Source organism: Paraburkholderia sp. BL6665CI2N2, from assembly GCF_004366535.1.
Lineage (GTDB): Bacteria > Pseudomonadota > Gammaproteobacteria > Burkholderiales > Burkholderiaceae > Paraburkholderia.
Genome location: NZ_SORC01000001.1, coordinates 5,847,279 through 5,873,570, shown reverse-complemented (window position 1 = coordinate 5,873,570; position 26,292 = coordinate 5,847,279). Strand labels below are relative to the sequence as shown.

The following is a 26,292-nucleotide window of genomic DNA, read 5'->3' as shown; positions in this document are numbered from 1 at the left end:
GCCATCATGAGCCTGCGCATTTTGCTCGCCGACGACCACGCGGTGGTTCGCCAGGGCGTCCGCCAGTTGCTGCTCGATCGCGGCGTGGCGCGCGAAGTCACCGAAGCGCAAAGCGGCGCCGAAGCGCTCGACGCCGCTGCCCGGCACGCCTACGACGTGGTGCTGCTGGACATTTCGCTGCCCGACATGAACGGCGTCGAAGTGCTCAAACGCATGAAGCGCAAGGCGCCGCGCGCGGCCGTGCTGATGTTCTCGATGTACCGCGAGGACCAATACGCCGTGCGCGCCCTGAAGGCAGGCGCCGCCGGCTACCTGTCGAAAACCGTCGATGCCGCGCAGATGATCAGCGCGATCAAACAGGTCGCGGCGGGCCGCAAATACGTGAGCCCGGCGATGGCCGAGGCGCTCGCCGACTACGTTTCCTTCGACGGCGAACAGTTGCCGCACGAAAAGCTCTCCGACCGCGAATATCAGACGCTGTGCATGCTCGCGTCGGGCAAGCGGCTGACGGATATTGCCGTGGCGCTCTCGCTGTCGGTGAAAACGGTCAGCGTGTACCGCACCCGGCTGCTCGAAAAAATGAAGCTGCGCAATAACGCCGAGCTGACGTTCTATGTGATGAGCAACCGGCTCATTGATCTGAATCCGGCGATGGCGGGCTGACAGCCGCTAGACGCCAGCGCGGCGTTAGGTCGCTGGGTCGCTGGGTCGCTGAACAACTCGCTCCTGCCGGCACTCATTTGCAAGAGGGCGGTTCTCGCCTCGTTGGCTGCGCATCGAGCGAAAACCTTTGCGGGCGTTGCCTGGCCCGCCTCGGACGGGAGTGCCCCCGAGTCACGTCGAACGGGGATTTTCAGCCTCTGCATCCCGCCGCTAAAAGCACGTCCCAACATGGTGCAAGGCGCGCATCCGTTAAAATCGTGGGTTTTCCGACATTCGGCGCGCAACACGCGTGCACTACTGGAGACCCCGCCAATGTCCCTGTTTCGCAAGAAGAGCGTCGAGCACATGATCGCCGCGAGTGCCCGGAACGCCGGTCTCAAGAAAGCGCTCGGTGCGCTCGATCTGACCTTTCTGGGCGTCGGCGCCATTATCGGCACCGGCATTTTCGTGCTGACCGGCACGGGCGCCGTGCAGGCCGGTCCGGCTCTGATGATCTCGTTCCTGATCGCCGCGGTCGCCTGCGGCTTTGCCGCCCTGGCCTACGCCGAATTCGCGTCGACGATTCCGGTGGCCGGGTCGATCTACACCTATTCGTATGCGACGCTCGGCGAACTGGCCGCGTGGATCATCGGCTGGGACTTGATGCTCGAGTATGGGCTGGCCACCTCCGCGGTATCGGTGGGCTGGTCGGGTTATCTGCAATCCTTGCTGTCGGGCTTCGGCGTGTCGTTGCCGGTGGCGCTGACGGCCGCGCCGGGCGCGTTGCCCGGTCATGACACGCTCTTTAACCTGCCCGCCTTCCTCGTGATGATGGCGATCACCGCACTGTTGTCGGTCGGCGTGCGCGAGTCAACGCGGATCAACAACATCATGGTCGCGATCAAGGTCGTCGTGGTGTTGCTGGTGATTGGCGTGGGCGTGTTCCACGTGACGCCGGCCAATTGGCATCCGTTCATGCCGAACGGCTGGAACGGCGTGTTCGGCGCGGCGGCGGTGATGTTCTTCGCGTTTATCGGATTTGATTCGGTATCGTCCGCGGCGGAAGAGGTGAAAGATCCGAAGCGCGATCTGCCCATCGGGATCATTGCGTCGTTGGGCGTTTGCGCGGTGTTGTATGTGGCGGTGGCCGCCGTGGTGACTGGCATCGTGCCGTCGGCGCAGTTCGCGAACATTTCGCATCCGGTGTCGTATGCGTTGCAGGTGGCCGGTCAGAAGTGGGTCGCGGGGTTTATCGACCTTGGCGCGGTGCTGGGCATGCTGACGGTGATTCTCGTGATGGCTTACGGGCAGACGCGGGTGATTTTCGCGATGTCGCGGGATGGGCTGTTGCCGGCGAGGCTTTCGCGAGTGCATCCTCGGTTCGCTACGCCGTTTTTTACGACCTGGCTTGTTGGGATTTTCTTCGGGTTGATCGGCGCGCTCGTTCCGTTGAATGTGTTGGCTGAGCTGATCAATATCGGTACGTTGGCAGCGTTTTCGATGGTGTCGATTGCGGTGCTGGTTTTGCGGAAGACGCATCCGGATTTGCCGAGGGCGTTTCGGTGTCCCGGAGTGCCGGTTGTGCCGGTTTTGGCGGTGGCCGCGTGTCTGTTTTTGATGGTTAATCTTCAGGCGGTTACTTGGGGCGCGTTTGTTGTTTGGTTGCTGATTGGGATGGTTATTTATTTTGGGTATTCTCGGCGGCATTCGAAGCTGAGTAAGTGATTTTCTCCACTCCGCGCGGGATACGGTTTTCTTGTTCTCGGGCGCTGGCCTTTTCATTGCTCGTCTAAATGCGTTGCACGAGAATGAGAAGGCCAGTCGTCGTAACCGGGTGTGAACGCTGGAGCCACTCTCGCCCGTCTTCAAGGCGCGCGGGACTCAGCGGCCGAGTCGGGGCAATATCGGCGTGGATGTGGATAGGCGGCATCGATTAAAGCGTTTAACCGTTTAATCGATGCATGGCTCATAATCGATTCAAACGGCATATCTTAAATACGCGCGCGCGTTGCCGGTCGCCAAAATTGCAGATTGATTCCATTTTTGAGAAGCCAGAGCCAGTAGTATCGCGACTTTCACCTGAAAATGAGGTTAGCAAATGGCGTGGAAGTACAGCCAGGCGACTGGTGTTATATCTCATGATGGAAACTCGTTAACGCCCGCGGCATACTCGGGGATCGGGCCGGGCAAAAATAATCCCTCTGCGCAAATGCAGGAAAGTATCGGTCCGATTCCTCGCGGCGCATGGACAATAGGCCAGCCGTTCACGCACCCGCATGCCGGACCTTACACACTGCGGCTGTCCCCACAAACGGGTACGGTTACGTTCGGCCGCTCGGGTTTTCTGATTCACGGCGATAGCAGCGTCCATCCGGGACAGGCTTCAAATGGCTGCATCATTACCGGCATGAACAACCGTCAACACATATGGGCGAGCGGCGATCACACGCTGATCGTAGCGCAATGAAATTACTTCCGTTCGTTGCCGCGCTCGCATTGGCGGCCCCCGCCCTCTGCTTCGCGGGCTCGCCCCTCGGATGCAAGAGCTGGCCCACTAATATCGCAATCGTGTATCTGAAAAACGCGGGGATTACCGATCCGACCAGGCTGGACGAATCGAAAACCCGTGCGGTTCGCGTTGCCTCGGAGAAGATCGGCAAAGGTCTTTGGCGTGATGTCTATGACATTACGTTTCACGAGCGCGGCGGACGGTCGATCGAAGTCATCACATCTAGCCAGGCCGGCTCGGTGGAGTGCTCGATGTCTGATCCGGTTGTGTGGGTTGTCTCGGAAAAACTTCCGAAATAGGCAAGTCCTAAACCACACCCCCAAAACCCCCCGCGCAAAAAACCCCTCATAGCGCCCCAGCCCAATTTGTGCTTTACTTTTCTGCAGCCTTATAAAAACCCGAAGCACCCCAATCGGACCCCGCGAAACAGGCAACAAAAGAAAAAGCAAAAGGTCCGGTCTCACCCCATAAGGAGACAACTTCATGGCGATCAGCATCAGTCTGACGGTGAACGGCGCGCCCATCAGCGCGTCAATCGATCCTGGCACCCTGCTAGTCCAGTTCCTTCGCGACCAACTGCGCCTGACAGGCACGCACGTCGGCTGCGACACAGCCCAATGCGGCGCATGCACAGTCCACCTCAACGGACGCGCGATCAAATCCTGCAACATCCTCGCCGTGCAAGCGGAAGGCGCGGAAATCACCACCATCGAGGGGCTCGCCAAAGACGGCGCCCTGCACCCCATGCAGGCGGCCTTCAAACACTGCCACGGACTGCAGTGCGGCTTCTGCACGCCCGGCATGGTGATGAGCGCGGTCTCGCTCGTCCAGCGTCAACCGAATCTCACCGGCGACGACGTGCGCGCCCAGCTCGACGGCAATCTGTGCCGCTGTACGGGTTATCACAACATCGTCAAAGCAGTGCTCGAAGGCGCCGAAGGCATGAACTCCGCCGGCTCGGCCAATGCGGCCGCGAATGCCAGCTCACAGGCCGACGCGCAAGCCACCGCACCGGCCACCGCCTGAGGAGCCGACGATGAACGCACCCGACACTCACCTGATTGGCGCTTCCGTCGAACGTAAGGAAGACTATCGTTTCCTCACCGGCAACGGCCAATACACCGACGACATCGTCCTGCCCCAGCAAACCTATGCCATATTCCTGCGCTCGCCTCACGCGCACGCGAAGATCAACAGCATCGACACCGCCGCGGCCAGACAATCGCCCGGCGTGGTCGCGATCTTCACCGGCGCGGACATGGCAACTGACAACGTCGGCGGCCTGCCTTGCGGCTGGCTGATCCATAGCACCGACGGCAAGCCGATGAACGAGCCGCCGCATCCGATCATCGCGCACACGAAAGTGCGGCACGTCGGCGATCAGGTCGCGCTCGTCATCGCCGATTCGATCAAGGCCGCGAAAGACGCCGCCGAATTGATCGAAGTCGACTACGACGTGCTGCCGGCCGTGGTGGACACCGCGCACGCGGCCGACGCCGGTCAGCCCGCCGTGCACGATGAAGTGCTCGACAACGTCTGCTACAACTGGGGCCACGGCGACAAAGCCGCCACCGACGCCGCCTTCGCCAAAGCCGCGCACATCACCACGCTCGACATCGTCAACAACCGCCTGATCCCGAACGCGATCGAACCGCGCGCGGTCAATGCGAGCTATTCGGTGCAGGACGACAGCTACACGCTCTACGTCGCGAACCAGAATCCGCACGTGGAGCGGCTGTTGATGGCGGCGTTCGTGCTGTCGCTGCCGGAATCGAAACTGCGCGTGATCGCGCCGGACGTCGGCGGCGGCTTCGGATCGAAGATTTTCCTGTACGCCGAAGACGTGGCGCTGACGTGGGCGTCGAAGAAAATCCGCCGTCCGGTGAAGTGGACGGCCGAGCGCTCGGAAGCGTTCGTCTCGGACGCGCACGGCCGCGATCACGTGACCAAGGCCGAACTGGCCATGGACGCCGACGGCAAGTTCCTCGGCATGCGCATCCACACGACCGCCAACATGGGGGCGTATCTGTCCACGTTCGCGTCGGCCGTGCCGACCATTCTGTACGCCACGCTGCTCGCCGGCCAGTACGCCACGCCCGCCATCTACGCGGAAGTGAAAGCCGTCTTCACCAACACCGTTCCCGTCGATGCCTATCGCGGCGCGGGCCGCCCCGAAGCGACCTACGTGGTGGAGCGGCTGGTGGAAACCGCCGCGCGCGAGATGAAGCTAGACCCGGCCGAGATTCGCCGCCGCAATTTCATCCGCGAGTTTCCATACGCGACGCCGGTCGGCCTCACTTACGACACCGGCGACTACGAAACCATCCTCGCCCGTTCGCTCGAACTCGCGGACGTCAAAGGCTTTGCGGCACGCAAACAGGAATCCGAAAAGAACGGCAAACTGCGCGGCCTAGGCTACTCCTGCTACATCGAGGCATGCGGTCTCGCGCCATCGAATATAGCGGGCGCGTTGGGCGCGCGGGCCGGCCTGTTCGAAGTCGGTCAGATTCGCGTGCATCCCACCGGCTCGGTCACCGTGTTCACGGGCTCGCATAGTCACGGCCAGGGACACGAGACAACTTTCGCGCAAGTGGTCGCCGACCGGCTCGGCATTGCGCTGGAAAGCGTCGAGGTCGTCCACGGCGACACCGGCCGCATTCCGTTCGGCATGGGCACGTACGGCTCGCGCTCGATCGCGGTCGGCGGCTCGGCGATCATGAAGGCGCTCGACAAGATCGAAACCAAGGCGAAGAAGATCGCCGCGCATCTGCTCGAAGCCGCGGCAGAAGACATCGAGTTCAAGGACGGCGTGTTCCGCGTCTCGGGCACGGACCGCACCAAGGCGTTTGCAGACATCTCGCTCGCCGCCTACGTGCCGCACAACTATCCGCTCGACGTGCTGGAACCCGGCCTCGAGGAAAGCGCGTTCTACGATCCGACCAACTTCACCTATCCATCCGGCGCGTACATCTGCGAGATTGAAGTCGATCCGGAAACGGGCGTGTGCCGGATCCAGAAGTTCACCGCGGTCGATGATTTCGGCAACGTGATCAATCCGATGATCGTCGAGGGCCAGGTGCATGGCGGGCTCGCTCAGGGCATCGGCCAGGCGATGCTGGAGCGCTGCGTGTACGACAACGAGAGCGGCCAGTTGCTGTCGGGCTCGTACATGGACTACGCGATGCCGCATGCGTCCGATCTGCCGGACTTCACCGTCGAAACCGCGAAGGGCACACCGTGCACGCACAATCCGCTCGGCGTGAAAGGCTGCGGCGAAGCGGGCGCAATCGGCTCGCCACCGGCGGTGATCAACGCGATCCTCGACGCGCTCGCGCCGCTCGGCGTGACCGACCTGCAAATGCCGGCGACGCCGCATCGCGTGTGGTCCGCGATTCACCCTGCCAAACAACCTCATTGAGATCCTGAGCGGAGCATTCGACATGTATTCATTCGAGTATCAACGCGCGACGGATCCCAAAGCGGCCGCCGCCATTCTCACCGCCGACAGCGATGCCAAGTTCCTGGCCGGCGGCCAAAGCCTTTTGCCCACCATGCGGCTGCGGCTTGCCCAACCGTCGCAACTGATCGACGTAACGCGCATTCCCGCGCTCAAGGCGATCACCGTCGATGCGAAAACGGTGACGATCGGCGCCGCCGTCTGTCATGCGGACGCGGCGGATCACGCGGAACTGCGGCGCGTTTCTCCAGGGCTCGCGGATCTCGCCGCGCACATCGGCGATCGACAGGTGCGCGCGCTCGGCACGATAGGCGGCTCGCTCGCCAACAACGACCCGGCCGCGTGTTATCCGGCCGCGGCGGTGGGGTTGGACGCGACCATCGTCACGGATCGGCGGCGCATCGCGTCGAGCGACTTCTTCGTCGGCATGTATGAAACGGCGTTGGCGCCCGACGAGCTAATCGTCGCCGTGGAGTTTCCCGTGCCCGAGCGCGCGGCGTACGAAAAATTCCGGAACCCCGCTTCGCACTTTGCGCTGGTCGGCGTGTTCGTCGCCAAGTTCGCGAGCGGTGTGCGTGTGGCGGTGACGGGCGCGGCGGCGTCGGTGTTTCGTGTGCCGGAGCTGGAAAGCGCGTTGTCGGCGAACTTCACGCCCGAAGCAGCACGCGGAGTGACAGTGTCGGCGGCCGACCTGAACACCGACATGCACGCGAGTACCGACTATCGCGCGCATCTGATTCCGGTGCTGGCCGCACGCGCGGTGACGAAGGCGAACGCTTAGCGTTTCCTCGCTGTTCGCGGCTGGTGTGATCTGCGCTCACGCAGGTCACGTCAGCCGCATTCGCTCACGTGCGTGAATGCGGCTTGGCTTCGTTGGTATCGCTTCATTGCGCAGATCCAGGAACACCATGCAGCCCGCTTCAATCGACGACACCCTCGCTCAACTCGCCGCTCAAAGTTATTTCGCCAGCCGCGAACTGGCGACCGCGCTGTATCTCGCGCTGCGCATGGAGCGGCCATTGTTCGTCGAAGGCGAGCCGGGCGTCGGTAAGACGGAGCTTGCAAAGGCCGCGGCGGGCATGCTCGGCACCTCGATGTTGCGTCTGCAATGTTATGAAGGTCTCGATACGGCAAGCGCGCTCTACGAGTGGGACTATCCGCGGCAAATCATGGCGCTGCGTCTTGCCGAAGCCGCTGGCGAACGGCCCGACAACGACACCTTGTATCGCGGCGAATTTCTGCTGAAGCGGCCGTTGCTGCAAGCGCTGATGCCCGATGAAAATCATCCCGGCGCGCGGCGCGTGTTGCTGATCGACGAGATCGACCGCGCCGACGAGCCGTTCGAAGCCTTTCTACTGGAACTGCTTTCGGACTTCCAGGTATCGATTCCGGAATACGGCACGGTCCGCGCGGAGCAACCCCCGCTCGTCGTGATGACCTCGAACCGGACGCGCGAAGTGCATGACGCGTTGAAGCGCCGCTGCCTGTATCAATGGATCGGCTATCCGGATCGGGATCGCGAGTTGGAGATCGTGGCAGTTCGCGCGCCGCAAACGTCGGCGGAATTGCAGCGGCGTGCGGTCGATTTCGTGCATCGGCTGCGCGGTATGGATCTGTTCAAGGCGCCTGGTATCGCTGAGACGATCGATTGGTGCCGCGCGTTGGAGGCGTTGTCGGTAACCGAGCTCGATCCGCAATCCGTGCACAACACGCTCGGCGTTCTGCTCAAGTATCAGGACGATCTGGCACGCGTCGATGCCGCGCAAATCGCGCAGTGCCTTGCGGCGCCAGGATAGCCGGCATGACGAACTCACCCGACGACACGCCCACGCTCGCTCGCAACGTCGTCCACTTCGTGCGCGTGCTGCGCGGCGCCGGTTTGCCGATGTCGCCCGCGCAAGCCGTCGATGCGCTCGCCGCGCTGCACTGGATCGACCTCGGCCGCCGCGACGACGTGCGCGCCGCCCTCGCCGCGTCGCTGGTATCGGCGCCCGACGAACGCGATCTGTTCAACGCCGCCTTCGATCTGTTCTGGCGCGATCCCGATTGGGAAGGCAAGCTGCGCGCGCTGCTTCTGCCAAAAGTCCGCGACGGCCTGCCGCCACCCAAACGCAACAACCGTCTCGCCGACGCGCTGGCCGTCCGCGCGCCGCAGTCGCGGCATAGCAAAGCGCAGCAGGAAACCGAGCGACACGAACTGCATGCGCACATCACCTTCAGCGCGGAAGAGCGGCTGCGTCATCGCGATTTCGACACGCTTTCCGCTGATGAATGGCGCACTTTGCGTTACCTGATCCGCGGGCAGCGTCTGCCGCTCGCGGCCGAGCCGACGCGTCGTCTGAAAGCGGCGTCGCATGGTACACATGCGGACTTGCGCGCGAGTGCCCGGCATGCGGTCCGCGCTGGCGGCGACTGGACGGTGTGGAAATATCGCGCGGTGGTCGAACGCAAACCGCCGCTCGTGTTGCTGCTCGACATCTCCGGTTCGATGAGCAGCTATTCGCGCGCGGTGCTGTATTTCTGCCACGCGTTGCTGCAATCGCGCGAACGCTTGCAAGTGTTTCTGTTCGGCACGCGGCTCACCAACGCGACGCGCGCGCTGCGCGAGCGCGATCCCGACGTGGCGATCGCGACGCTCACCGAACAGGTGGTCGACTGGTCGGGCGGCACGCGGATCGGCGCGGCGCTTGCCGAATTCAACCGCCGCTGGGCCCGGCGCGTGCTGACCGGCCGGGCTACGGTGCTGCTCGTCACCGACGGCCTCGATCACGAAGCGATCGACGTGCTCGACACCGAGATGGCCCGCCTGCACCGCTTCGCACACCGCATCGTATGGCTTAATCCGCTGCTGCGTTTTAGCGGCTTTTCTCCGAAAGCGCGCGGCGTGCAGGCGATCCTGCCGTATGTCGACGCGCATCGTCCGGTTCATAATCTAGACAGCCTGACGGCGTTCGGCCGCGACCTCGCGCAACTCACGCGCGCGCCGCGTCGCAGTGCCGGTGTCACAGGCACCGCAGGAGCGACATCATGGAATTGATCGAAACCCATACGCTGCCCGTTTCGCAGCAGCGCACATGGGACGCGCTGAACGACACCGAGGTTCTGCGCGCCTGCATTCCCGGCTGCGAAAGCATCGAACCGGACGGTGAAAATGCCTATGTGGTGGCGCTGAGCGCCGCAGTCGGGCCGGTCAAAGCACGCTTCAAAGGGCGCATGCAACTCACCGACATCGAGGCGCCGAACTCGTACAGCATCGTGTTTGAAGGCCAGGGCGGCGCCGCGGGCTTTGCCAAGGGCAACGCGCATGTCTCGCTCGAGCCCGACGGCGATGCCGCCACCAAGCTCAGTTACACGGCGAGCGCGCAGGTCGGCGGCAAGCTCGCGCAGATCGGCTCGCGGCTCGTCGACGGCGCAGCGCGTAAAATTGCAGGCGAGTTCTTCAAACGCTTCGGCGCCCAGGTAGGCGGCGGCGATGAGGGCGCCACAGCCCCGGCCGCCGGGGAAAATGCAGCAGATGAAACGGTGCCGCACAATACAGCATCGAATGAAGCCGCGGACGGCGAGTCCGGCGGCGACGCAACGAAAAGGAAGAAATCATGGACAGCGTGGATCTCGAAGTCCTGAAGTCCAGCGCTCGCTGGCTCGAAGAAGGACATCGCGCGCTACTGGTGACGGTGGTGAAGACGTGGGGCTCGTCGCCGCGTCCCGAGGGCGCGATGCTCGCGGTGCGCGATGACGGACTCGTGGTGGGCTCGGTTTCGGGCGGTTGCATCGAAGACGATCTGATCGACCGCGTGCGGCAGCGCGGTATCGAGCAGACGCGACCGGAAGCGGTCAAGTACGGTATCACGGCGGAAGAAGCGCATCGCTTCGGCCTGCCGTGCGGCGGCACGATCCAGTTGGTGCTCGAACCGCTGACACCGCAAAGCGGCATTGCCGAACTGTGCCACGCGGTGGAGAACGGACGCCTCGTGGCCCGCGAAGTGAATATGACGACGGGCGCCACGCAACTCGAAGACGCGCAGGCAACCGACGGCGTGCATTTCGACGGCGAGCGTCTGCTGACGATTCACGGCCCGCGTTATCGCATGCTGGTAATCGGCGCGGGACAGTTGTCGCGCTATCTGTGTCACATCGCGGTGGGGCTCGATTATCAGGTCACCGTGTGCGATCCGCGTGAGGAATACACCGAGGAGTGGGACATCCCCGGCACGAAGATCGTGCGCACCATGCCCGACGACACGGTGATCGAGATGAAACTCGACGAACGCTGCGCCGTGATCGCGCTCACGCACGACCCGAAGCTCGACGATCTCGCGCTGATGGAAGCGTTGAAGACGCCGGCGTTTTATGTCGGCGCGTTGGGCTCGCGAAGGAATAATCAGGCGCGGCGCGAACGTCTCAAGGAGTTCGATCTGAACGATACGGAGTTGGCCCGCTTGCACGGACCGGTTGGCATTTATATCGGCAGCCGCACGCCGCCCGAAATCGCGGTGTCGATTCTCGCCGAAGTGACGGCGGCCAAGAACGGCGTTTCGCTACCGACCTTGCTTCAGGTCGAAGGTGCCAAGGCAGCGCGCGAAATCGCGGCGTCCGGCGGGGCGGCTTGTAGCGTTTGAAGATTTGTTCGATCGCAACGCGCGGCATCCGCTTGACATCTACGTGGCGCAAACCGACTCTAACGGGCGATCCCGTCAACGCTACGTTCGGATACCAGCCTGCCATGCGCCTCCCTTTTCTGGTCTGTCTTGCATCTCTCGGCTGGCTTGCCGGCATCCACGGCGCGGACGCGAGCGTTCCGGCCAAACTGGACGATCCGTACACCAACGAAGGCGAGACGCAAACCTTCACCGTCAACGCCGACGGCTCGTTCACCAAGCTCGATTCGATGACGCTTCACGTGAATAACGAAGCCGGCATCGCGAGGGTCGCGCAGCAATATGTCTGGTTCAATCGCAACATGGCGGATGTGCAGATCCTCGAGGCCTACACGATCACCGCCGACGGCGTGCGTCACGACGTGCAGCCCGAGCAGATTCGCAACGTTCAGGAAGCCCGTTCGTTCGACGCGCCGATGTTCCAGGACATCCAGGAAAAGGTGATCGTGTTTCCCGCCGTCGAGCCAGGCGCGCGCGTGCATCTCACCTATCGCAAGACGCAGAAGCAGCCGATCGTGCCGGGCGAATTCAGCGACTTCACACCGCCCGACCTCGCGCCGACGCACAACTTCCGTCTCATCTACGATCTGCCCGCCGACAAGCCGCTTTATGCCGACGCGCGTGGTTTCACCGCAGTGCAACCCGTGACGCGCGACGGTCGCACGCGCTACGAATATCGCTACGACAAGGCGCACTTCAGCCGGCTGGAACGCGGCTCTGTTGCCTACGTTTCGTATGGCGACCGGCTGATGGTGTCGACCTTCCCTGACTACGCCGCGTTCGCGGCAACTTACCGCGAATCGGCAGCGGACCCGAGCGCGCCCGACGCGGCCGTCACGCGTCTCGCGCAACAACTCACCGCGCACGACCGCACGCCGCGCGACAAGGCCAAAACGCTGTACGACTGGGTGCGCCGCAACGTGCGCTACGTGGCGATCAACGTCGGACGCGGCGCCGTCGTGCCGCACAACGCGAGCGCGGTGCTCGCGAATCGCTATGGCGATTGCAAGGATCACGTGGCGCTGTATGGCGCGTTGCTCGACGCGGCGGGCGTGCGCAATGAGCCGGCCTTGATCAGCAGCGGCACGATCTACACGCTGCCGAGCGTGCCGGGCTACGGCGTCATCAATCACGTCATTACATGGCTGCCGGATTTGCAGCAATACGTTGACTCGACCGCCTCGAATGTCGAGTTCGGTTTTCTGCCGTCGTCCGATATGAACCGGCCGACCGTGCTGGTCGGCGAGGGCGTGCTGTCGCGCACGCCCGCCACCATGTTGATGACGCGCAGCACCGATCTGTCGATCAAAGTCGAACCGGATGGCTCCGCGAGCTTTACGTACCGGCTGGAAGCGGCCGGCGCTTCGGCTGAACAGGCGCGCTCGATGTTACGCACGCAGACACCCGCGCAACGCGAGGAGTCGATTCAGGCCGAATTGCGCAGCGCCAACCTGCGTGGCACCGCGACGCTCGCCACCAATGACCTCGGCGTCGCCGACGGCCCGCTCGTCATTACGATGAAAGGCACGCTGGAAAGTCTCGTGGTGCCGGGCGCGGCGGCGTCGATTCCAGCGTTGACGAGTCTGGCCGGCGGCCTCGCGGCGGATACGCGTTACTGGCTCGGCGAGCGCCGGCGCACGCAGCCGTTCGTCTGTCACAACCTGGCGTTGCACGAACGCGCGCGCATCGAGTTGCCCGCCAATTTTCACGTGCTCGACATGCCGGAGGCGAAACGGACCCAGGATCGCTTCGTCGATTTCGAGTCGCAATACACGTTCGATCCGCTCAGCAACGTCGTCACGATGACGCGCGACAGCACGACGCACTTCGATAGCGACGTCTGCACGCCCGACGACTTCGCGCAGATGCGTCCCGCAATCGAAGCAATCGGGCGCGACGTGCGAGCGGAGGTGATCGTCAGATCGACGCTGGTGGATTCGTCGAGCGTTGCTGCGCAGGCGCCTTGAGCGCCTGCTTCAGAGAGCACGCGCTCAAACGGGCCAGAGCGGCCCTTCCTGCATCGCGCCAAGCTGCTCGCGCAACTCCAGGATGCGCTCTTCCCAGTAACGCTGCGTGTTGAACCACGGAAACGCTGCGGGGAAAGCCGGATCGTCCCAGCGACGTGCGAGCCACGCCTGATAATGAATCAGCCGCAGCGTACGCAGCGCCTCGACCAGATAGAGTTCGCGCGGCTCGAAGTCGCAGAAGTCTTCGTAACCGGCGAGCAGATCCGCCAGCGCGCGCGATGCTTCAACGCGCTCGCCCGGCAGCAACAGCCACAAATCCTGCACCGCCGGTCCCATGCGGCTGTCGTCGAAATCGACGAAGTGCGGCCCCGCGTCGGTCCATAACACGTTGCTCGGATGACAGTCGCCATGCATGCGCAGCATGCGGATGTCGCCGGCCCGTTCGAACGCGCGCTCCACGCCTTCGAGCGCGAGGTTCACCACGGTTTCCCACGCGGTGCGCACGTCGTCCGGCACGAAACGGTGCGCGAGCAGAAAGTCGCGCGGTTCATAGCCGAAAGTGTGGATGTCGAGCGTGGGACGTTCGGTGTAATTCTGTGTCTGGCCGACCGCATGGATTCGGCCGATGAAACGCCCGAGCCATTCGAGCGTGTCGCGCCGGTCGAGATCCGGCGCGCGGCCGCCGCGACGCTCGAAGATGGAAAAGCGGAAACCGTCGAACGTATGCAGCGTGCGGCCATCGAGAGCAAGCGCGGGCACAGCCGGAATCTCACGCGCGGCGAGATCGGCGACGAAAGCATGTTCTTCGAGGATAGCGGCGTCGCTCCAGCGCTCGGGACGGTAGAACTTCGCGACCACGGGCGGGCCGTCTTCCACGCCCACCTGGTAGACGCGATTCTCGTAGCTGTTGAGCGGGAGCATACGGCCGTCGGTGCGCACGCCGACTGTACTGAGGGCGCTGTCGAGCGCGTCGAGTACGATTTCCGGCCTGAGCCGGGCGAAAGGCACAGCGCTGTTCGCGCTGTCCTGTGGATCGAGGATGTCGTCGTTCATGCCCGCATTGTGCGCCGCGCCGCCGTCAAAGACGAGGGCGACGGCTCACAAGCGGAATGAACAGCGGAACGAACCGCGGCTTACAACTTGCACACGGCTCACACTCAAACTGCCTTCAATGCATCTGCGCGCTCGACGGGCGGACTTGCTCGCCCGTATCGATCAGGTCTTCGAGGAAAAAGGGTTCAGTATTCAGGTGCGGCGAAGCGCCGGGCTCGCCGGCATACCACGCCACCATGGCCATGTCGCCCAGAATGCGCATGACGATCCCGCGCGCGCCTTGCGGCACCGCGATATGCACCGATCGAACAATCGAACCGATTTGCATGATGTTTCCCCGTTTCTCCCATAGCCGGCTTTATGATTTCGCGCCGGTCAATGTGATGATAAAAGCGTCGCCCCGCCGATAACGTTGCGTACGCACCCAATCTGCTGCGCGTGATACGCGTGAGAGGTTCGAGTCATTGTTCCCGTTTTGCGGGGCCGAGGAAAGCGCGAACTCAGGGCTCTTCACCCCTTGTTTCGCCCTATTCCCATTACGGCGCGCTGGACCGATGATTCGGAGCGTAACGCGTCGCAACGAGACCATCATAAACCCTGGTGGGGTGAGATATCAAAAACGTGCACCAACTAGACCATTTGCTCAAGCGGACCGCTCCTGCGGCCTTTGCGCGCTGCGGCGGCGCGCGTCCCGCCGCTCACGTTCGCCGCCTCTATGGCGCGGCCTTGCGCGGGTTTGAGCGGCCCGACTAGTCATGTGGATCGTTCGTCTCGCGCTGCGCCGCCCCTACACATTCGTCGTCCTGGCCCTGCTATTGCTGATCGTCGGACCTTTGACGATCCTGCGCACGCCCACTGACATCTTCCCCAATATCGACATTCCAGTGCTCTCGGTGATCTGGTCGTATAACGGCCTGCCCGCCGACGAGATGGAAAAGCGCATCGTGCTCAACTACGAGCGCGGGCTGTCGGTGGCGGTCAACGACATCGAACACACCGAGTCGACCTCGCTGAATGGCATCGCCGTCATCAAGATCTATTTCCAGCCGCACGCGAATATCGACGAGGCGCTGGCCGAGGTCACCTCGCTGTCACAAACGCAGTTGCGCTCGCTGCCGCCCGGCATCACGCCGCCGTTCATCCTGCGCTACAACGCCTCGACCGTGCCGATCCTGCGGCTCGCATTATCGTCCGCATCACTTACCGAGCAGGAACTGTTCGACTTCGGCAACAACTTCCTGAAAACGCAACTCGCCACCGTGCCGGGCGCGTCCGCGCCGCTGCCGTACGGCGGCAAGCAGCGCCAGATCATGGTCGATATCGATTCGCGCAAATTGCAGGAGCGCAATCTTTCGCCGATGGACGTGGTCAACGCGGTGACCGCGCAAAATCTGATCCTACCCTCGGGCACCGCGAAAATCGGCTCGACCGAGTACTCGGTGGAAATGAACGGCAGCCCGGATTCGCTGGCGGGCCTGAACAATATCCCGATCAAGTCCACCGCCAACGGCACCGTTTATATTCGCGACGTCGCTCATGTGCGCGACGGTTTCCAGCCGCAAACCAATATCGTGCGCGTGAACGGCCAGCGTGCGGCGCTGCTGACCATCAACAAAAGCGGCAACACGTCCACGCTCGAAATCGTCGACCGCATCAAGAAGATGATGCCGACGTTGCGCAATCTCGTGCCCGCCTCGCTGAATATCGACCCGGTCGCCGATCAGTCGCTGTTCGTGCGCGCTTCGGTGCAAGGCGTGCTGCGCGAGGCGCTGATCGCGGCATGCCTGACCGGTCTGATGATTCTGCTGTTCCTCGGCAACTGGCGCGCCACGCTGATCATCGCCGTGTCGATTCCGCTGTCGATGATCACGTCGATCATCGCGCTCTCTATGCTTGGCGAAACCATCAACATCATGACGCTCGGCGGGCTCGCGCTCGCGGTCGGCATTCTGGTGGACGACGCGACCGTGGCGATCGAAAACATCAGCCATCAACTCGAGCAGGGCAAGACGCTGGAGCAGGCGATTCTCGACGGCGCGCATCAGATTGCGATTCCGACACTGGTGTCCACGCTGTCCATCTGCATTGTGTTCGTGCCGATGTTTTTGCTGACTGGCGTCGCGCACTATCTGTTCATTCCGCTCGCCGAAGCGGTAGTGTTCGCGATGCTGGCGTCCTACTTCTTCTCGCGAACGCTCGTGCCGACGCTCGCGAAATACCTACTGCGTTATCACCATAAGCCGGCGGATCTGCATCACGCCCCGGCGCAAACGCGTAATCCGTTCATGCGCGTGCACTACGCATTTGAAGGCGGCTTCGCGCGTTTGCGCGACCGCTATCGCGTGTTTCTCGAAGCGCGTGTCGCGCGGCCGGGTCTGTTCGTGACGCTGTTTCTGGTGTGCTGCGGAGCGTCGATGTTGCTGATGCCGTTTCTCGGCCGCGACTTTTTCCCGGCGGTCGATGCAGGCACGATCGCGCTGCATCTGCGCGCGAAAACCGGCATGCGGGTGGAGGAAACGGCGGTCGTGACGGATCGTGTGGACACGCGCATCCGTCAGTTGATACCGCCGGGTGAGTTGCATTCGATCATCGACAACATCGGCTTGCCGGTTTCGGGCATCAACCTTTCGTACAGCAACGCCGGCACGATCGGCACCTCGGATGCGGACGTGCTGATCACGCTCAATCCCGATCATCATCCGAGCGCCGACTACGTGCGCACGTTGCGGCGCACGCTGACCGACGAATTCCCCGGCGTGCAGTTCGCCTTCCTGCCCGCGGATATCGTCAGTCAGACGCTCAACTTCGGCATGCCGTCGCCGATCGATATTCAGATCGTTGGCCGTGACGTGGCCGGCAATCGCGTGTTCGCCGCGAAGTTGCTGAATCGGCTGCGCACGGTGCCCGGTCTGGTCGACGCTCGCATTCAGCAGCCCGCGGATTTGCCGCGCATCTTTATCGATGTGGACCGCACGCGCGCGCAGCAAGCCGGCTTTTCGCAACGCGACATCGCGAGCAATCTGCTGATCACGCTGTCGGGCAGTCAGCAAACCACGCCGACGTTCTGGCTCAATCCGCGCAACGGCGTGAGCTACAACGTGATCACGGAAGCGCCGCAATACACGATCGATTCGCTGCAATCGCTCGCCAACATTCCGCTGAACGCGAATGGCCGCAGCAACATTCTCGGCTCGCTCGCCACCATGAGGCGCGAAGCGGGTAATGCGACGCTCACGCACTACAACGCGCAGACCACCATCGATATTTTCGGCACCGCCGATGGCCGCGATCTGGGCGGCGTATCCGACGACATTCGTAAGATCATCGACGATGCCAAGGCCGATCTGCCCAAAACCTCCACCATCGAAGTGCGCGGCCAGGTGCAGACCATGAACGATTCGTTCTCCGGCCTGTTCGCCGGACTCGTGTTCGCGATTCTGCTGGTGTATCTGCTGATCGTGGTGAATTTCCAGTCGTGGCTCGATCCGTTCATCATCATCACCGCATTGCCGGGCGCGCTCGCGGGCATCGTGTGGATGCTGTTTATCACGCACACCACGCTGTCGATTCCCGCGCTCACGGGCGCGATCATGTGTATCGGCATTGCCACCGCCAACTCGATTCTCGTGATCAGCTTCGCGCGCGAGCAGTTGCTCGAACACGGCGACGCGACGCGCGCGGCGATCGAAGCGGGCTTCACGCGTTTTCGTCCGGTGCTGATGACGGCGCTCGCGATGGTGATTGGCATGGTGCCGATGGCGATCGGTCTCGGTGAAGGCGGCGAGCAGAATGCGCCGCTCGGGCGCGCGGTGATCGGCGGGCTGACAATCGGCACGCTGGCGACGCTGATTTTCGTGCCGGTGGTGTTTTCGATGATCTACCGCCGACTGGCGGCACGTCGCTTGCGCGCGGCTGAGCACGTGGTGGGGAAGCCGTGATGCAGCGCATCTTCGTCATCGTGCCGGCAGTGGCATGGAGCATAAGAGGCAGCCTGGACTGCCCACGCATCTCTACAGGGGAAGTTTGATGGAAGGACCACGTCCAGACCGTTCCGGCACGACGCCCGATCCGGCCAAAGCGAAACGCGCACGCTGGATCGGCATCGCGGTCGCCGTGGCCGTCGTCGCGCTGGCGGCGCAAGGCATCTGGTCGCGCCACGACGCGCACGCGGCGCTCGAACGCGATGCCGAGCATACGAGCCAGACGAGCGTCGAAGTGGTGCGGCCGCAGAAGTCGACGGCCGGACTCGATCTCGTGCTGCCCGGCAACGTGCAGGCCTTTCTCGATACGCCGATCTACGCGCGCACCAGTGGCTATCTGAAGAAGTGGTACGCCGACATCGGCGCGCATGTGAAGAGCGGCCAGTTGCTCGCGGAAATCGACACACCCGAAGTGGACGATCAACTGCGCGCGGCCCGCGCCGATCTCGCGAACGCCAACGCCAACTATGCGCTTGCGAAAAGCACCGCCGACCGCTGGACCGACATGCTGAAAAGCAAATCGGTCTCGAAGCAGGAAACCGACGAGAAAGTCGGCGACATGCTCGCGAAGAAAGCCACGCTCGACGCCGCGCGGTTCAACGTGGCTCGACTCGAGAAGACACAGTCGTTCCAGAAAGTGTATGCGCCGTTCGACGGCATCGTGACGGCGCGCAATGTGGACGTCGGTGCGCTGATCGACGCAGGCAGTTCGGGCGGACCCGCGAAGGAGCTGTTTCACGTCGCGCAGGCGGATCGGTTGCGCGTTTATGTGAATGTGCCGCAAGCGTACGCGCAGCAGGTTCGCGCTCAGCAGACCGCGTTTCTGACGCTGACCGAAACGCCGTCGAAACATTATCCGGGCACCGTGGCGCGCACTGCGGGCGCCGTCGATCCGCAACAACGCACGATGCTGGTGGAGGTCGATGTCGACAACCGAAATGGCGACTTGCTGCCGGGCGCCTATGCGCAAGTGCACTTCGCGTTGGGCACCGGCGCGGCACCATTTACGCTGCCCGGCAACGCGCTGCTGTTCCGCCCGGACGGCGTGAAAGTCGCGACCGTCGACGCGCAACGCAAGGTGAAGCTGGTGCCGGTGTCATTGGGAACGGACTTCGGCACGCGCGTAGCGGTCGTGTCCGGCTTGCAGGGCGATGAGCAGGTGATCCTGAATCCGCAGGACTCGATCGTTGATGGCGCGCCGGTGCGGATCGTGCCCGCGAAAGCAGATGCGTCGAAGGGTGCGTCGTCATGAACGCGCAAGGATCCGGTCGCCGTTTTGTCGCGCCGCCGCTGCGATATGTCTCGCTGCACGCGTCCGCTTTTGCATTAGCGAGCGTATGTGCACTCACCGCATGCACGCTCGGCCCGGACTACGTGAAGCCGACCGCCACCACCGCCGCCACCTACAAAGAACTCGACGGCACCGGCTGGAAACCCGCCCAACCCGCCGACACGCTCACACGCGGCGCGTGGTGGAGCGTCTACGCGGACCCTTCGCTCGACGCACTCGAACCACAGGTCGCGAGCGCGAACCAGAACGTGCAGGCCGCGCAAGCGCGCTTTCGCGCCGCTCGCGCCACGGTGGCGCAATATCGGTCGAGCTTCTTCCCGGTCGTCAGCGCGAATGGCGCCTATTCACGTGCGCGTTCTTCGGAGAATGTGCTGCACAAATCGACCGCCGGCCTCACGCTGAACGACTACCTCGTGCAAGCCGACGCGTCGTGGGAGCCCGACCTGTGGGGCCGCGTGTCGCGCAGCGTCGAAGGCGCGAAAGCCGAAGCGCAGGCCAGCGCCGCCGATGCCCAAGCCATGCTCCTGTCGATGCAGGCCGAACTCGCCACCGACTACTTCGAGCTGCGCGGACTCGATCAGGAGCGTCGACTTCTCGACGACACGATCGGGGCCTACAAGCAAGCACTCGATCTGACGCAACACCGCTACACCGGCGGCATCGCCACGGATGCCGATGTCGCGCAGGCGCAGACGCAACTGAAGACCACCCAGGCGCAAGCACTCGATCTCGGCGTGCAGCGCGCGCAACTCGAACACGCGATCGCGATCCTGATCGGGCAGTCGCCTTCCACGTATTCACTGCCGGTTGCGCCGCTCGCCGCGGTGCCCGTCGTGGCAGCGGCAGGCGTGCCGTCCGCGTTGCTTGAACGCCGGCCAGACATCGCGGCGGCGGAACGGCATGTCGCCGACATGAACGCACAGATCGGCGTGGCGACGGCGGCGTTTTTTCCGAACCTCATTCTGTCGGTGACGGGCGGCCTCGAAGCCACCAACTACAGCCAATGGTTGCTGGCGCCGAGCCGCCTGTGGTCGTTGGGGCCGACCTTGGCGGGCACGCTGCTCGACTTCGGCGGACGCGCGTCCGTGAAGGAGCAGGCCCGCGCGCATTACGACGAAAGCGTGGCCCAGTACCGGCAGACGGTGTTGAGCGCTTTCGGCCAGGTGGAAGACAATCTCGCTGCGCTGCGCGTGCTCGAACAGGAAGCGACCGCGCAAGACGATGCGGTGGCCGCCGCGCAACGAGCGCTCGCGGTCGTATCGAATCGCTATAAGAACGGCGCAATCACTTATCTCGACGTGGTGGTCGCGCAAACCACCGCGCTCACCAACGAACGCGACGCTGTGTCGATCGCGCGTCGGCGGATGGCCGCGAGCGTGGCGTTGATCAAGGCGCTGGGCGGCGGCTGGGACGCGTCCGCGCTGCCGACGGACGAACAGATCGTGTATCCGTCCGCACCCGCGAGCGATGCCGCGGCGCATGGGTAACCGCCGTTTTTCAATGGCGCGAAAGGCCGTCGGGCGCACCGTCTGACCGCGTCGCAGCGACGGCCCGCTGATCTGAGTGCCGATTCGCGCGGCTTTTTCAGCGTATCCTTAACTCTTTCGGCCTTCGCATCCCTGAGGAGATTTTTCGTGACCCCGCCGCCGGACGCCCATCAGACTGCTGCTTCGGCTGCTCCTGCTTCTTCGATCGATTCCTCGCCCGTCTCTTCCAGCGCCTCTGCCGCGCCCAACATTCCTTACCTCGAACGCGGCACGCGCGCCTACTGGCGCGCCAGCATCGCGCTATTGTTCGCCGGCTACGCGACGTTCTCGCTGCTCTATTGCGTACAGCCCTTGCTGCCATCGTTTTCGACGGCGTTCAACGTGACGCCGGCACAGAGCAGCCTGTCGCTCTCGTTCACCACGGCCGCGCTCGCGCTTGCCGTGTTCGTTGCCGGCTTCGTTTCGGAAGGCTGGAGCCGTCATAAGCTGATGACACTTTCGCTCACCGTTTCCGCACTACTCACCATCGGCGTGTCGATCGCGCCGCAGTGGCATCAACTGCTCGTGCTGCGCACGCTCGAAGGTCTAGCGCTCGGTGGCGTGCCCGCCGTCGCGATGGCCTATCTCGCGGAAGAAGTGCATCCCGATGGGCTCGGCCTCGCGATGGGACTTTACGTCGGCGGCACGGCGATCGGCGGGATGGCCGGGCGCGTGATCACCGGCGTGGTCGCGGATCTGTTCTCGTGGCGCGTTGCGATCGGCACGATCGGCGTGCTCGGCATTCTGTCGATGCTCGCGTTCCGCGCGCTGCTGCCGCCGTCGCGTCACTTCGTGCCGCGGCGCGGCCTCGGCTTCACGCATCACCGTACCGCCCTGCTCAGGCAATTCACACGACCTGGACTGCCTCTGCTGTTTCTGCTCGGCTTCGTGCTGATGGGCAGCTTCGTCACGCTGTACAACTACATCGGCTACCGGTTGCTCGCGCCGCCGTATCAGTTGAATCAGACGGAAATCGGCGCGATCTTCGTCGTGTATCTGACGGGCGTAGTCGCATCGCCGTGGTCGGGACGCATGGCCGATACGTTCGGCCGCGCCCGCGTACTCATCGCCAGTTTGCTGTTGATGCTGCTCGGTCTCGCGCTCACGCTGTTGCATCCGTTGGCGGCGATTGCGGCCGGCATTGCGTGCGTGACGTTCGGCTTCTTTGCCGGACATTCCGTGGCGAGCGGCTGGGTCGGACGCCTCGCCAAGGATGCGAAAGGTCAGGCCGCCGCCCTCTATCTGCTCGCGTATTACATCGGCTCGAGCCTGGTCGGCTCGTACGGCGGTCACGTGTGGGCCGGTTTTGGATGGAACGGTGTCGCGGGGTTGGTGGGCGTGTTGCTCGTCATCGGCCTGGTTGCGGCGATGCGTTTGCGCGGGCGTGAGCAAGCTCGCATCTGATGCTCGCGCTTCGACCCAGCGCGCATTGAATAGCGCCTAAAAGTAAGGACAACGTAAGCGAACGCTTAACGTTTTTTATCGTGATTGCTGCGTCGCGACAATCGCGGCGGCCCTTGCCGCATCGGGTTCAGCGGCTTGCGAATAGGCGCTGCAGCGCCGCAAAGCGTCGCCATATCGACCTGACTTGTCTCCTATACTCAAATCGGGCGTGGGCGGTGCATGACTCCATAAATCGAGCCGCCGCCTTCGCCGGAATATATAAGGAGACGAGAATGACGACCTACTTCACGATCGGCGATTTCATCCTGGTCATTCCGATGGCGTTGGCCGGGGCCTTGTTTGTCGGTGCACTTCCGTGCAAGACGGAATTCCGGCACAACGCGTTGCGCGTGCTTGGCGCGCTGATCGGCGTGATGTTCGCCGTGGTGCTGGTCGAAGGTTTGCCGGCGCTCGTCTAGAAAAAAGCCGCCCCGACGGCGGCTTTTCTCTTGCTGCCGTGTGAACGGCCGAGGCGCAGGGATCAGATCGCCTGATCCGTCGACGGCTTTTCCCACAGGTTGATGCCGCCTTCGGTCGCGTAGCGATCGATCTCGGCCAGTTCGTCCTTCGAGAACGCGAGATTCTTCAGCGCACCGACGTTCTCACGCACCTGCTCGGCACGGCTCGCGCCAATCAGCACGGACGTCACGCGCGGATCGCGCAGCGCCCACGCGAGCGCCATCTGAGCCAGGCTCTGTCCGCGGCGTTGCGCGATGTCGTTGAGCTTGCGCACGTGGTCGATATTCTGCGCGCTCAAATGCTCCTGCTTTAACGAACCGCCGCCCGGCTTGTTGACGCGCGCGTCGTCCGGCACGCCGTTCAGGTACTTGCCGGTGAGCAGACCCTGAGCCAGCGGTGTGAACGCGATGGCGCCCGCGCCGACATTCTCCAGCGTATCCAGCAATCCGTGCTCGATCCAGCGATTGAGCATGTTGTACGCGGGCTGATGGATCAGCAGCGGCACCTTGTACTCGGCGAGCAGCTTCGCCATTTCGAGCGTTTTGGTTGCCGAGTACGACGAGATCCCGATGTATAGCGCCTTGCCCTGCTGCACCGCGCTCGCCAGCGCACCCGCGGTTTCTTCGAGCGGCGTGTCGGCATCGAAACGATGCGAATAGAAAATATCGACGTAGTCGAGACCCATGCGCGCCAGGCTCTGATCGAGACTCGCGAGTACATATTTGCGCGAGCCGCCGCCTTGACCGTACGGACCCGGCCACATGTCCCAACCGGCCTTCGACGAAATCAGCAGTTCGTCGCGATACGGCTTGAAGTCGTCCTTGAAGAGTCGGCCGAAATTGGTTTCGGCGCTGCCGTACGGCGGCCCGTAATTGTTGGCGAGGTCGAAGTGCGTGATGCCGAGGTCGAAGGCTGTGCGCAGGATGTCGCGCTGCGTGGAAATCGGTGTGGTGTCGCCGAAGTTGTGCCACAGACCGAGCGACAGCGCAGGCAGTTTGAGACCCGACTTACCGCAGACGCGGTACTGCATATCCGAATAGCGTTCTGAAGCTGCTTCGTAAGCCATTGCTAGTGTCCTTGATGGTGAAGGCGCCCGACATGTGCGGGCATGGGCAATTGCATGCTGCGGGAGGCGTGCTGCTTTATTTTTGTAGGTGGGGATGCAGCCAGACCGCTATGGTAGCGAAACGACGTGATGCATGCAGGCACCCAGTATGCGGGATGGACGATCGCCTGCGGCTCCCCTACACTTTGCCCGACTCGAGCTCAGGGGAGAGATAGATGACGAAGGCGATTTCCATCGCGTTGATTGTCGGCGGTATCGTGCTGCTGTATTTCGGCGGGCAGGCGTTCAATTCGGTGAGCAGCGACGTCTCGCGCGTCTTTACCGGTTCGCCGTCCAACAAGGCGATCATGCTGATCGTGGGCGGCGTCGTGGCTACGATCGCCGGCCTGACGGGAATGGCTTTGTCGGGGCGGCGGCGCTAAGGGCATGCGCGATGCGCGGCGAGGTGCTTCGAGCTCCGCGTCTCTGGACCCGAAGCGCCGCCATGACAAATCGGGAAAGCCTAAAACGCCACCTCGGGCTTCGCAGCCGAACGGGTTCCCGGCAACGGCACGTTGCTCGCCCCGTGATAGGTGTACACCAGCGAAAACTTCACTTGATCGCTGATGTTCTTGCCGGCTGAATGCAATGTATTGCAGTGGAAAAACACCACGTCGCCGGGCTTGAGTTCAGGCGACACCGCAGCGCGAATCCACTCCTGATTCTCTTCCAGATCGGAGCGGAAAAATTTGGCCTGATCGAACCGGTCGGAAGTGAACGTGGCGTTGTGCGACTTCGGCACTAGCCACAGCGCGCCGTTATCCACCGTTTCCGAGCCGACCGCCAGCCACACCGATACCAGATCGTCCCGCTCGAACGACCAATACCTTACGTCGCGGTGCCAGCCGGTCAAGCTGCCATACGCCGGATGCTTGGTCATCATGCAGTTATGGTGCGCGCGTGACAGACGCGGCTCCTCGCCGAAATACAGTTCCATCCAGCCGCGAATCTCCGGCGCGGTCGCCCATTGCGCGAAACTCGGATGACGGCCATAAGCATCCAGCAGCCGCCGCACCGTATGGCCGCCGGGCGCGTGTTTGGAGGTCGGCGCGCCGGGATACTGCAGATCCGCTTCGAACTCGATCGGCGCGGCCGCTTCCTGCAACTGACGCTGCGCAATCTGCCTGAATTCATCGCAACGCTCGGCCGACACCAATCCGGGCACCACGACAAAACCCTGCTCCCGCAACGTCTGAATCTGCTCTTTCTTGGAATGAAGTGACATGGTGTTCCGTTACTGTCGACAAGCCGATGCAAGATTGTAAAGCGGGCGCGATCCCAAGGTGTGCCGTTTCGCCCGCGAGAAACCGCACCTTACGCACTACTTTCATGCGCCGGGCTCGATGGTGCGGCACTTCGAGCGGGCAGACACGCACGAAAATCGACCGCAAAGGGCGCGATCCCGCTGCCGCAAATCGCTATCTACCCCGTAAAAACCCGTATTCGCAGGGTAAAAACGGACTTTATGACGTCACGAATCGCGTGTAACCTGCGCTGCATGTTGATCGTTATTCCCGCACTTCCGCGCCGCGTACAGGCCGCCGAGGCCGACTCCGCCGTACACCGTGCACTTTTCCGTCGAATTCCAGGCTTTCGCGCCGTCCATCGCGACACCGCCATTGGCACATTTGGTGCTCTTCTTGGCGCACATTCCGTCGCGCGACACGTTGCCTATTTGTGAAGCCATGCATACTCTCCTGAGCACCCGTCTTACCCGCGCCGCACTGAAAGCAGCGCGTCCCGCGCGCCGCCATGTCGTGCGCGCGCTGCGCCATCACGCCACCCGCACCCGCGCGCTCGGCGAACAATGGCGCGATGCCAAAGCTGTCGACGGCATTCGCACCTGGTTCAACACGTTCTTCTCGGCCTTGCGTGTGCAAGGCGGCTCGCGCCGTTTTTCGCTGCGCACACTGCTGCGCAAACCGACGCCGCTGCGCCTCACCGCGCCGCGTGCCCCCGTCGCCGTGCCGCAGAACACGAGCCGTCGTCCGCGTCGTATGTCGACGAATGGCAGCACCGGCTGGTTCGCGTTCGCATTTGCGAGCCGTTAAGGCGATTACGGAACGCAGCACGTTTCCGGACCGGCGCGGCTGCAATGGCTGCGCTGATGCAAGATGACTTCGCAGCCGTTGAAGCTGCCAGTCGACTGCGCAGCAAAGCAACCGACGCAAAATGAAAAAACCCCGCCTGGCTCACGCCAGC

At 63.1% G+C, this 26,292-nt stretch carries 24 protein-coding genes; 19 read left to right on the top strand and 5 right to left on the bottom strand.

The features are described from left to right. The first annotated feature begins 6 nt into the window (after positions 1–6). The 12 genes from rqpR (at position 7) to B0G81_RS26325 (ending at position 13,233) form a co-directional block, all read left to right on the top strand. Positions 7–663 (top strand): response regulator transcription factor RqpR, encoded by a 657-nt coding sequence (gene rqpR / locus B0G81_RS26380; RefSeq protein ID WP_012431442.1) that lies wholly within the window; start codon positions 7–9, stop codon positions 661–663. A gap of 312 nt (positions 664–975) precedes the next feature. Beyond that, positions 976–2,367, top strand: a complete 1,392-nt coding sequence (locus B0G81_RS26375; RefSeq protein ID WP_134139161.1) for an amino acid permease — start codon at positions 976–978, stop codon at positions 2,365–2,367. Positions 2,368–2,740: 373 nt separating this feature from the next. After that, on the top strand, positions 2,741–3,109 hold the full coding sequence (locus B0G81_RS26370) for a tlde1 domain-containing protein (protein WP_134139158.1): 369 nt from the start codon (positions 2,741–2,743) through the stop codon (positions 3,107–3,109). After that, positions 3,106–3,450 carry a hypothetical protein gene (locus B0G81_RS26365; RefSeq protein ID WP_116118696.1) on the top strand — a complete coding sequence of 115 codons (345 nt, stop codon included), beginning with the start codon at positions 3,106–3,108 and terminating at the stop codon, positions 3,448–3,450. Before B0G81_RS26370 ends, B0G81_RS26365 begins: the two co-directional genes overlap by 4 nt. 184 nt (positions 3,451–3,634) lie before the next feature. Then, complete coding sequence (locus B0G81_RS26360) at positions 3,635–4,177, top strand: (2Fe-2S)-binding protein (protein WP_134139156.1); 543 nt, start codon at positions 3,635–3,637, stop codon at positions 4,175–4,177. Between the two features lie 10 nt (positions 4,178–4,187). Next, entirely contained in the window at positions 4,188–6,569 is a 2,382-nt protein-coding gene (locus B0G81_RS26355) for a xanthine dehydrogenase family protein molybdopterin-binding subunit (RefSeq protein ID WP_134139154.1), read from the top strand. A gap of 22 nt (positions 6,570–6,591) precedes the next feature. After that, positions 6,592–7,389 (top strand): xanthine dehydrogenase family protein subunit M, encoded by a 798-nt coding sequence (locus B0G81_RS26350; RefSeq protein WP_134139151.1) that lies wholly within the window; start codon positions 6,592–6,594, stop codon positions 7,387–7,389. 127 nt (positions 7,390–7,516) lie between these two features. Then, positions 7,517–8,404, top strand: coding sequence for a MoxR family ATPase (locus tag B0G81_RS26345; protein ID WP_134139149.1), 888 nt, complete (start codon positions 7,517–7,519; stop codon positions 8,402–8,404). Positions 8,405–8,409: 5 nt separating this feature from the next. Beyond that, positions 8,410–9,645 (top strand): VWA domain-containing protein, encoded by a 1,236-nt coding sequence (locus B0G81_RS26340; RefSeq protein ID WP_134139147.1) that lies wholly within the window; start codon positions 8,410–8,412, stop codon positions 9,643–9,645. Next, positions 9,636–10,232 (top strand): carbon monoxide dehydrogenase subunit G, encoded by a 597-nt coding sequence (locus B0G81_RS26335; protein WP_134139143.1) that lies wholly within the window; start codon positions 9,636–9,638, stop codon positions 10,230–10,232. Before B0G81_RS26340 ends, B0G81_RS26335 begins: the two co-directional genes overlap by 10 nt. Then, complete coding sequence (locus tag B0G81_RS26330; protein WP_134139140.1) at positions 10,205–11,227, top strand: XdhC family protein; 1,023 nt, start codon at positions 10,205–10,207, stop codon at positions 11,225–11,227. Before B0G81_RS26335 ends, B0G81_RS26330 begins: the two co-directional genes overlap by 28 nt. A 104-nt stretch (positions 11,228–11,331) precedes the next feature. Next, on the top strand, positions 11,332–13,233 hold the full coding sequence (locus tag B0G81_RS26325) for a DUF3857 and transglutaminase domain-containing protein (protein ID WP_134139138.1): 1,902 nt from the start codon (positions 11,332–11,334) through the stop codon (positions 13,231–13,233). A 24-nt stretch (positions 13,234–13,257) separates the two neighbouring features. Here the strand turns inward: B0G81_RS26325 and B0G81_RS26320 are convergent, their stop codons facing one another. Then, positions 13,258–14,286, bottom strand: a complete 1,029-nt coding sequence (locus B0G81_RS26320; RefSeq protein WP_106283917.1) for a serine/threonine protein kinase — start codon at positions 14,284–14,286, stop codon at positions 13,258–13,260. A 115-nt stretch (positions 14,287–14,401) separates the two neighbouring features. Further along, positions 14,402–14,614 carry a hypothetical protein gene (locus B0G81_RS26315; RefSeq protein ID WP_042327325.1) on the bottom strand — a complete coding sequence of 71 codons (213 nt, stop codon included), beginning with the start codon at positions 14,612–14,614 and terminating at the stop codon, positions 14,402–14,404. A 427-nt stretch (positions 14,615–15,041) separates the two neighbouring features. Here B0G81_RS26315 and B0G81_RS26310 point away from each other — a divergent pair, with 427 nt between their 5' ends. From B0G81_RS26310 to B0G81_RS26290, 5 genes are all read left to right on the top strand, one after another. Then, the gene (locus tag B0G81_RS26310) at positions 15,042–18,224 is read left to right on the top strand and encodes an efflux RND transporter permease subunit (protein WP_134139135.1); all 3,183 of its coding nucleotides are present in this window, start codon (positions 15,042–15,044) and stop codon (positions 18,222–18,224) included. A gap of 88 nt (positions 18,225–18,312) precedes the next feature. Beyond that, positions 18,313–19,518 (top strand): efflux RND transporter periplasmic adaptor subunit, encoded by a 1,206-nt coding sequence (locus tag B0G81_RS26305; RefSeq protein ID WP_134139133.1) that lies wholly within the window; start codon positions 18,313–18,315, stop codon positions 19,516–19,518. Continuing rightward, positions 19,515–21,044 carry an efflux transporter outer membrane subunit gene (locus B0G81_RS26300; protein WP_134139128.1) on the top strand — a complete coding sequence of 510 codons (1,530 nt, stop codon included), beginning with the start codon at positions 19,515–19,517 and terminating at the stop codon, positions 21,042–21,044. Before B0G81_RS26305 ends, B0G81_RS26300 begins: the two co-directional genes overlap by 4 nt. Positions 21,045–21,248: 204 nt before the next feature. Next, positions 21,249–22,487, top strand: coding sequence for an MFS transporter (locus tag B0G81_RS26295; RefSeq protein WP_208328618.1), 1,239 nt, complete (start codon positions 21,249–21,251; stop codon positions 22,485–22,487). 272 nt (positions 22,488–22,759) lie between these two features. Then, entirely contained in the window at positions 22,760–22,945 is a 186-nt protein-coding gene (locus B0G81_RS26290; protein ID WP_012431424.1) for a hypothetical protein, read from the top strand. 62 nt (positions 22,946–23,007) lie between these two features. Here B0G81_RS26290 and mgrA read toward each other — a convergent pair whose 3' ends face one another. Further along, positions 23,008–24,051, bottom strand: a complete 1,044-nt coding sequence (mgrA, locus tag B0G81_RS26285; protein ID WP_106283922.1) for an L-glyceraldehyde 3-phosphate reductase — start codon at positions 24,049–24,051, stop codon at positions 23,008–23,010. A 215-nt stretch (positions 24,052–24,266) separates the two neighbouring features. On the opposite strand from mgrA, the gene B0G81_RS26280 reads away from it, so the two are divergent. Further along, positions 24,267–24,473 carry a DUF3185 family protein gene (locus B0G81_RS26280; protein WP_116118683.1) on the top strand — a complete coding sequence of 69 codons (207 nt, stop codon included), beginning with the start codon at positions 24,267–24,269 and terminating at the stop codon, positions 24,471–24,473. Positions 24,474–24,553: 80 nt separating this feature from the next. On the opposite strand, the gene B0G81_RS26275 is transcribed toward B0G81_RS26280, so the two are convergent. Next, positions 24,554–25,315 carry a phytanoyl-CoA dioxygenase family protein gene (locus tag B0G81_RS26275; protein WP_134139120.1) on the bottom strand — a complete coding sequence of 254 codons (762 nt, stop codon included), beginning with the start codon at positions 25,313–25,315 and terminating at the stop codon, positions 24,554–24,556. Between the two features lie 246 nt (positions 25,316–25,561). Then, entirely contained in the window at positions 25,562–25,777 is a 216-nt protein-coding gene (locus tag B0G81_RS26270) for a hypothetical protein (protein ID WP_116118681.1), read from the bottom strand. On the opposite strand from B0G81_RS26270, the gene B0G81_RS26265 reads away from it, so the two are divergent. Next, positions 25,776–26,141, top strand: a complete 366-nt coding sequence (locus tag B0G81_RS26265; RefSeq protein ID WP_134139116.1) for a hypothetical protein — start codon at positions 25,776–25,778, stop codon at positions 26,139–26,141. The genes B0G81_RS26270 and B0G81_RS26265 overlap by 2 nt on opposite strands. The last annotated feature ends 151 nt before the right edge of the window (positions 26,142–26,292 follow it).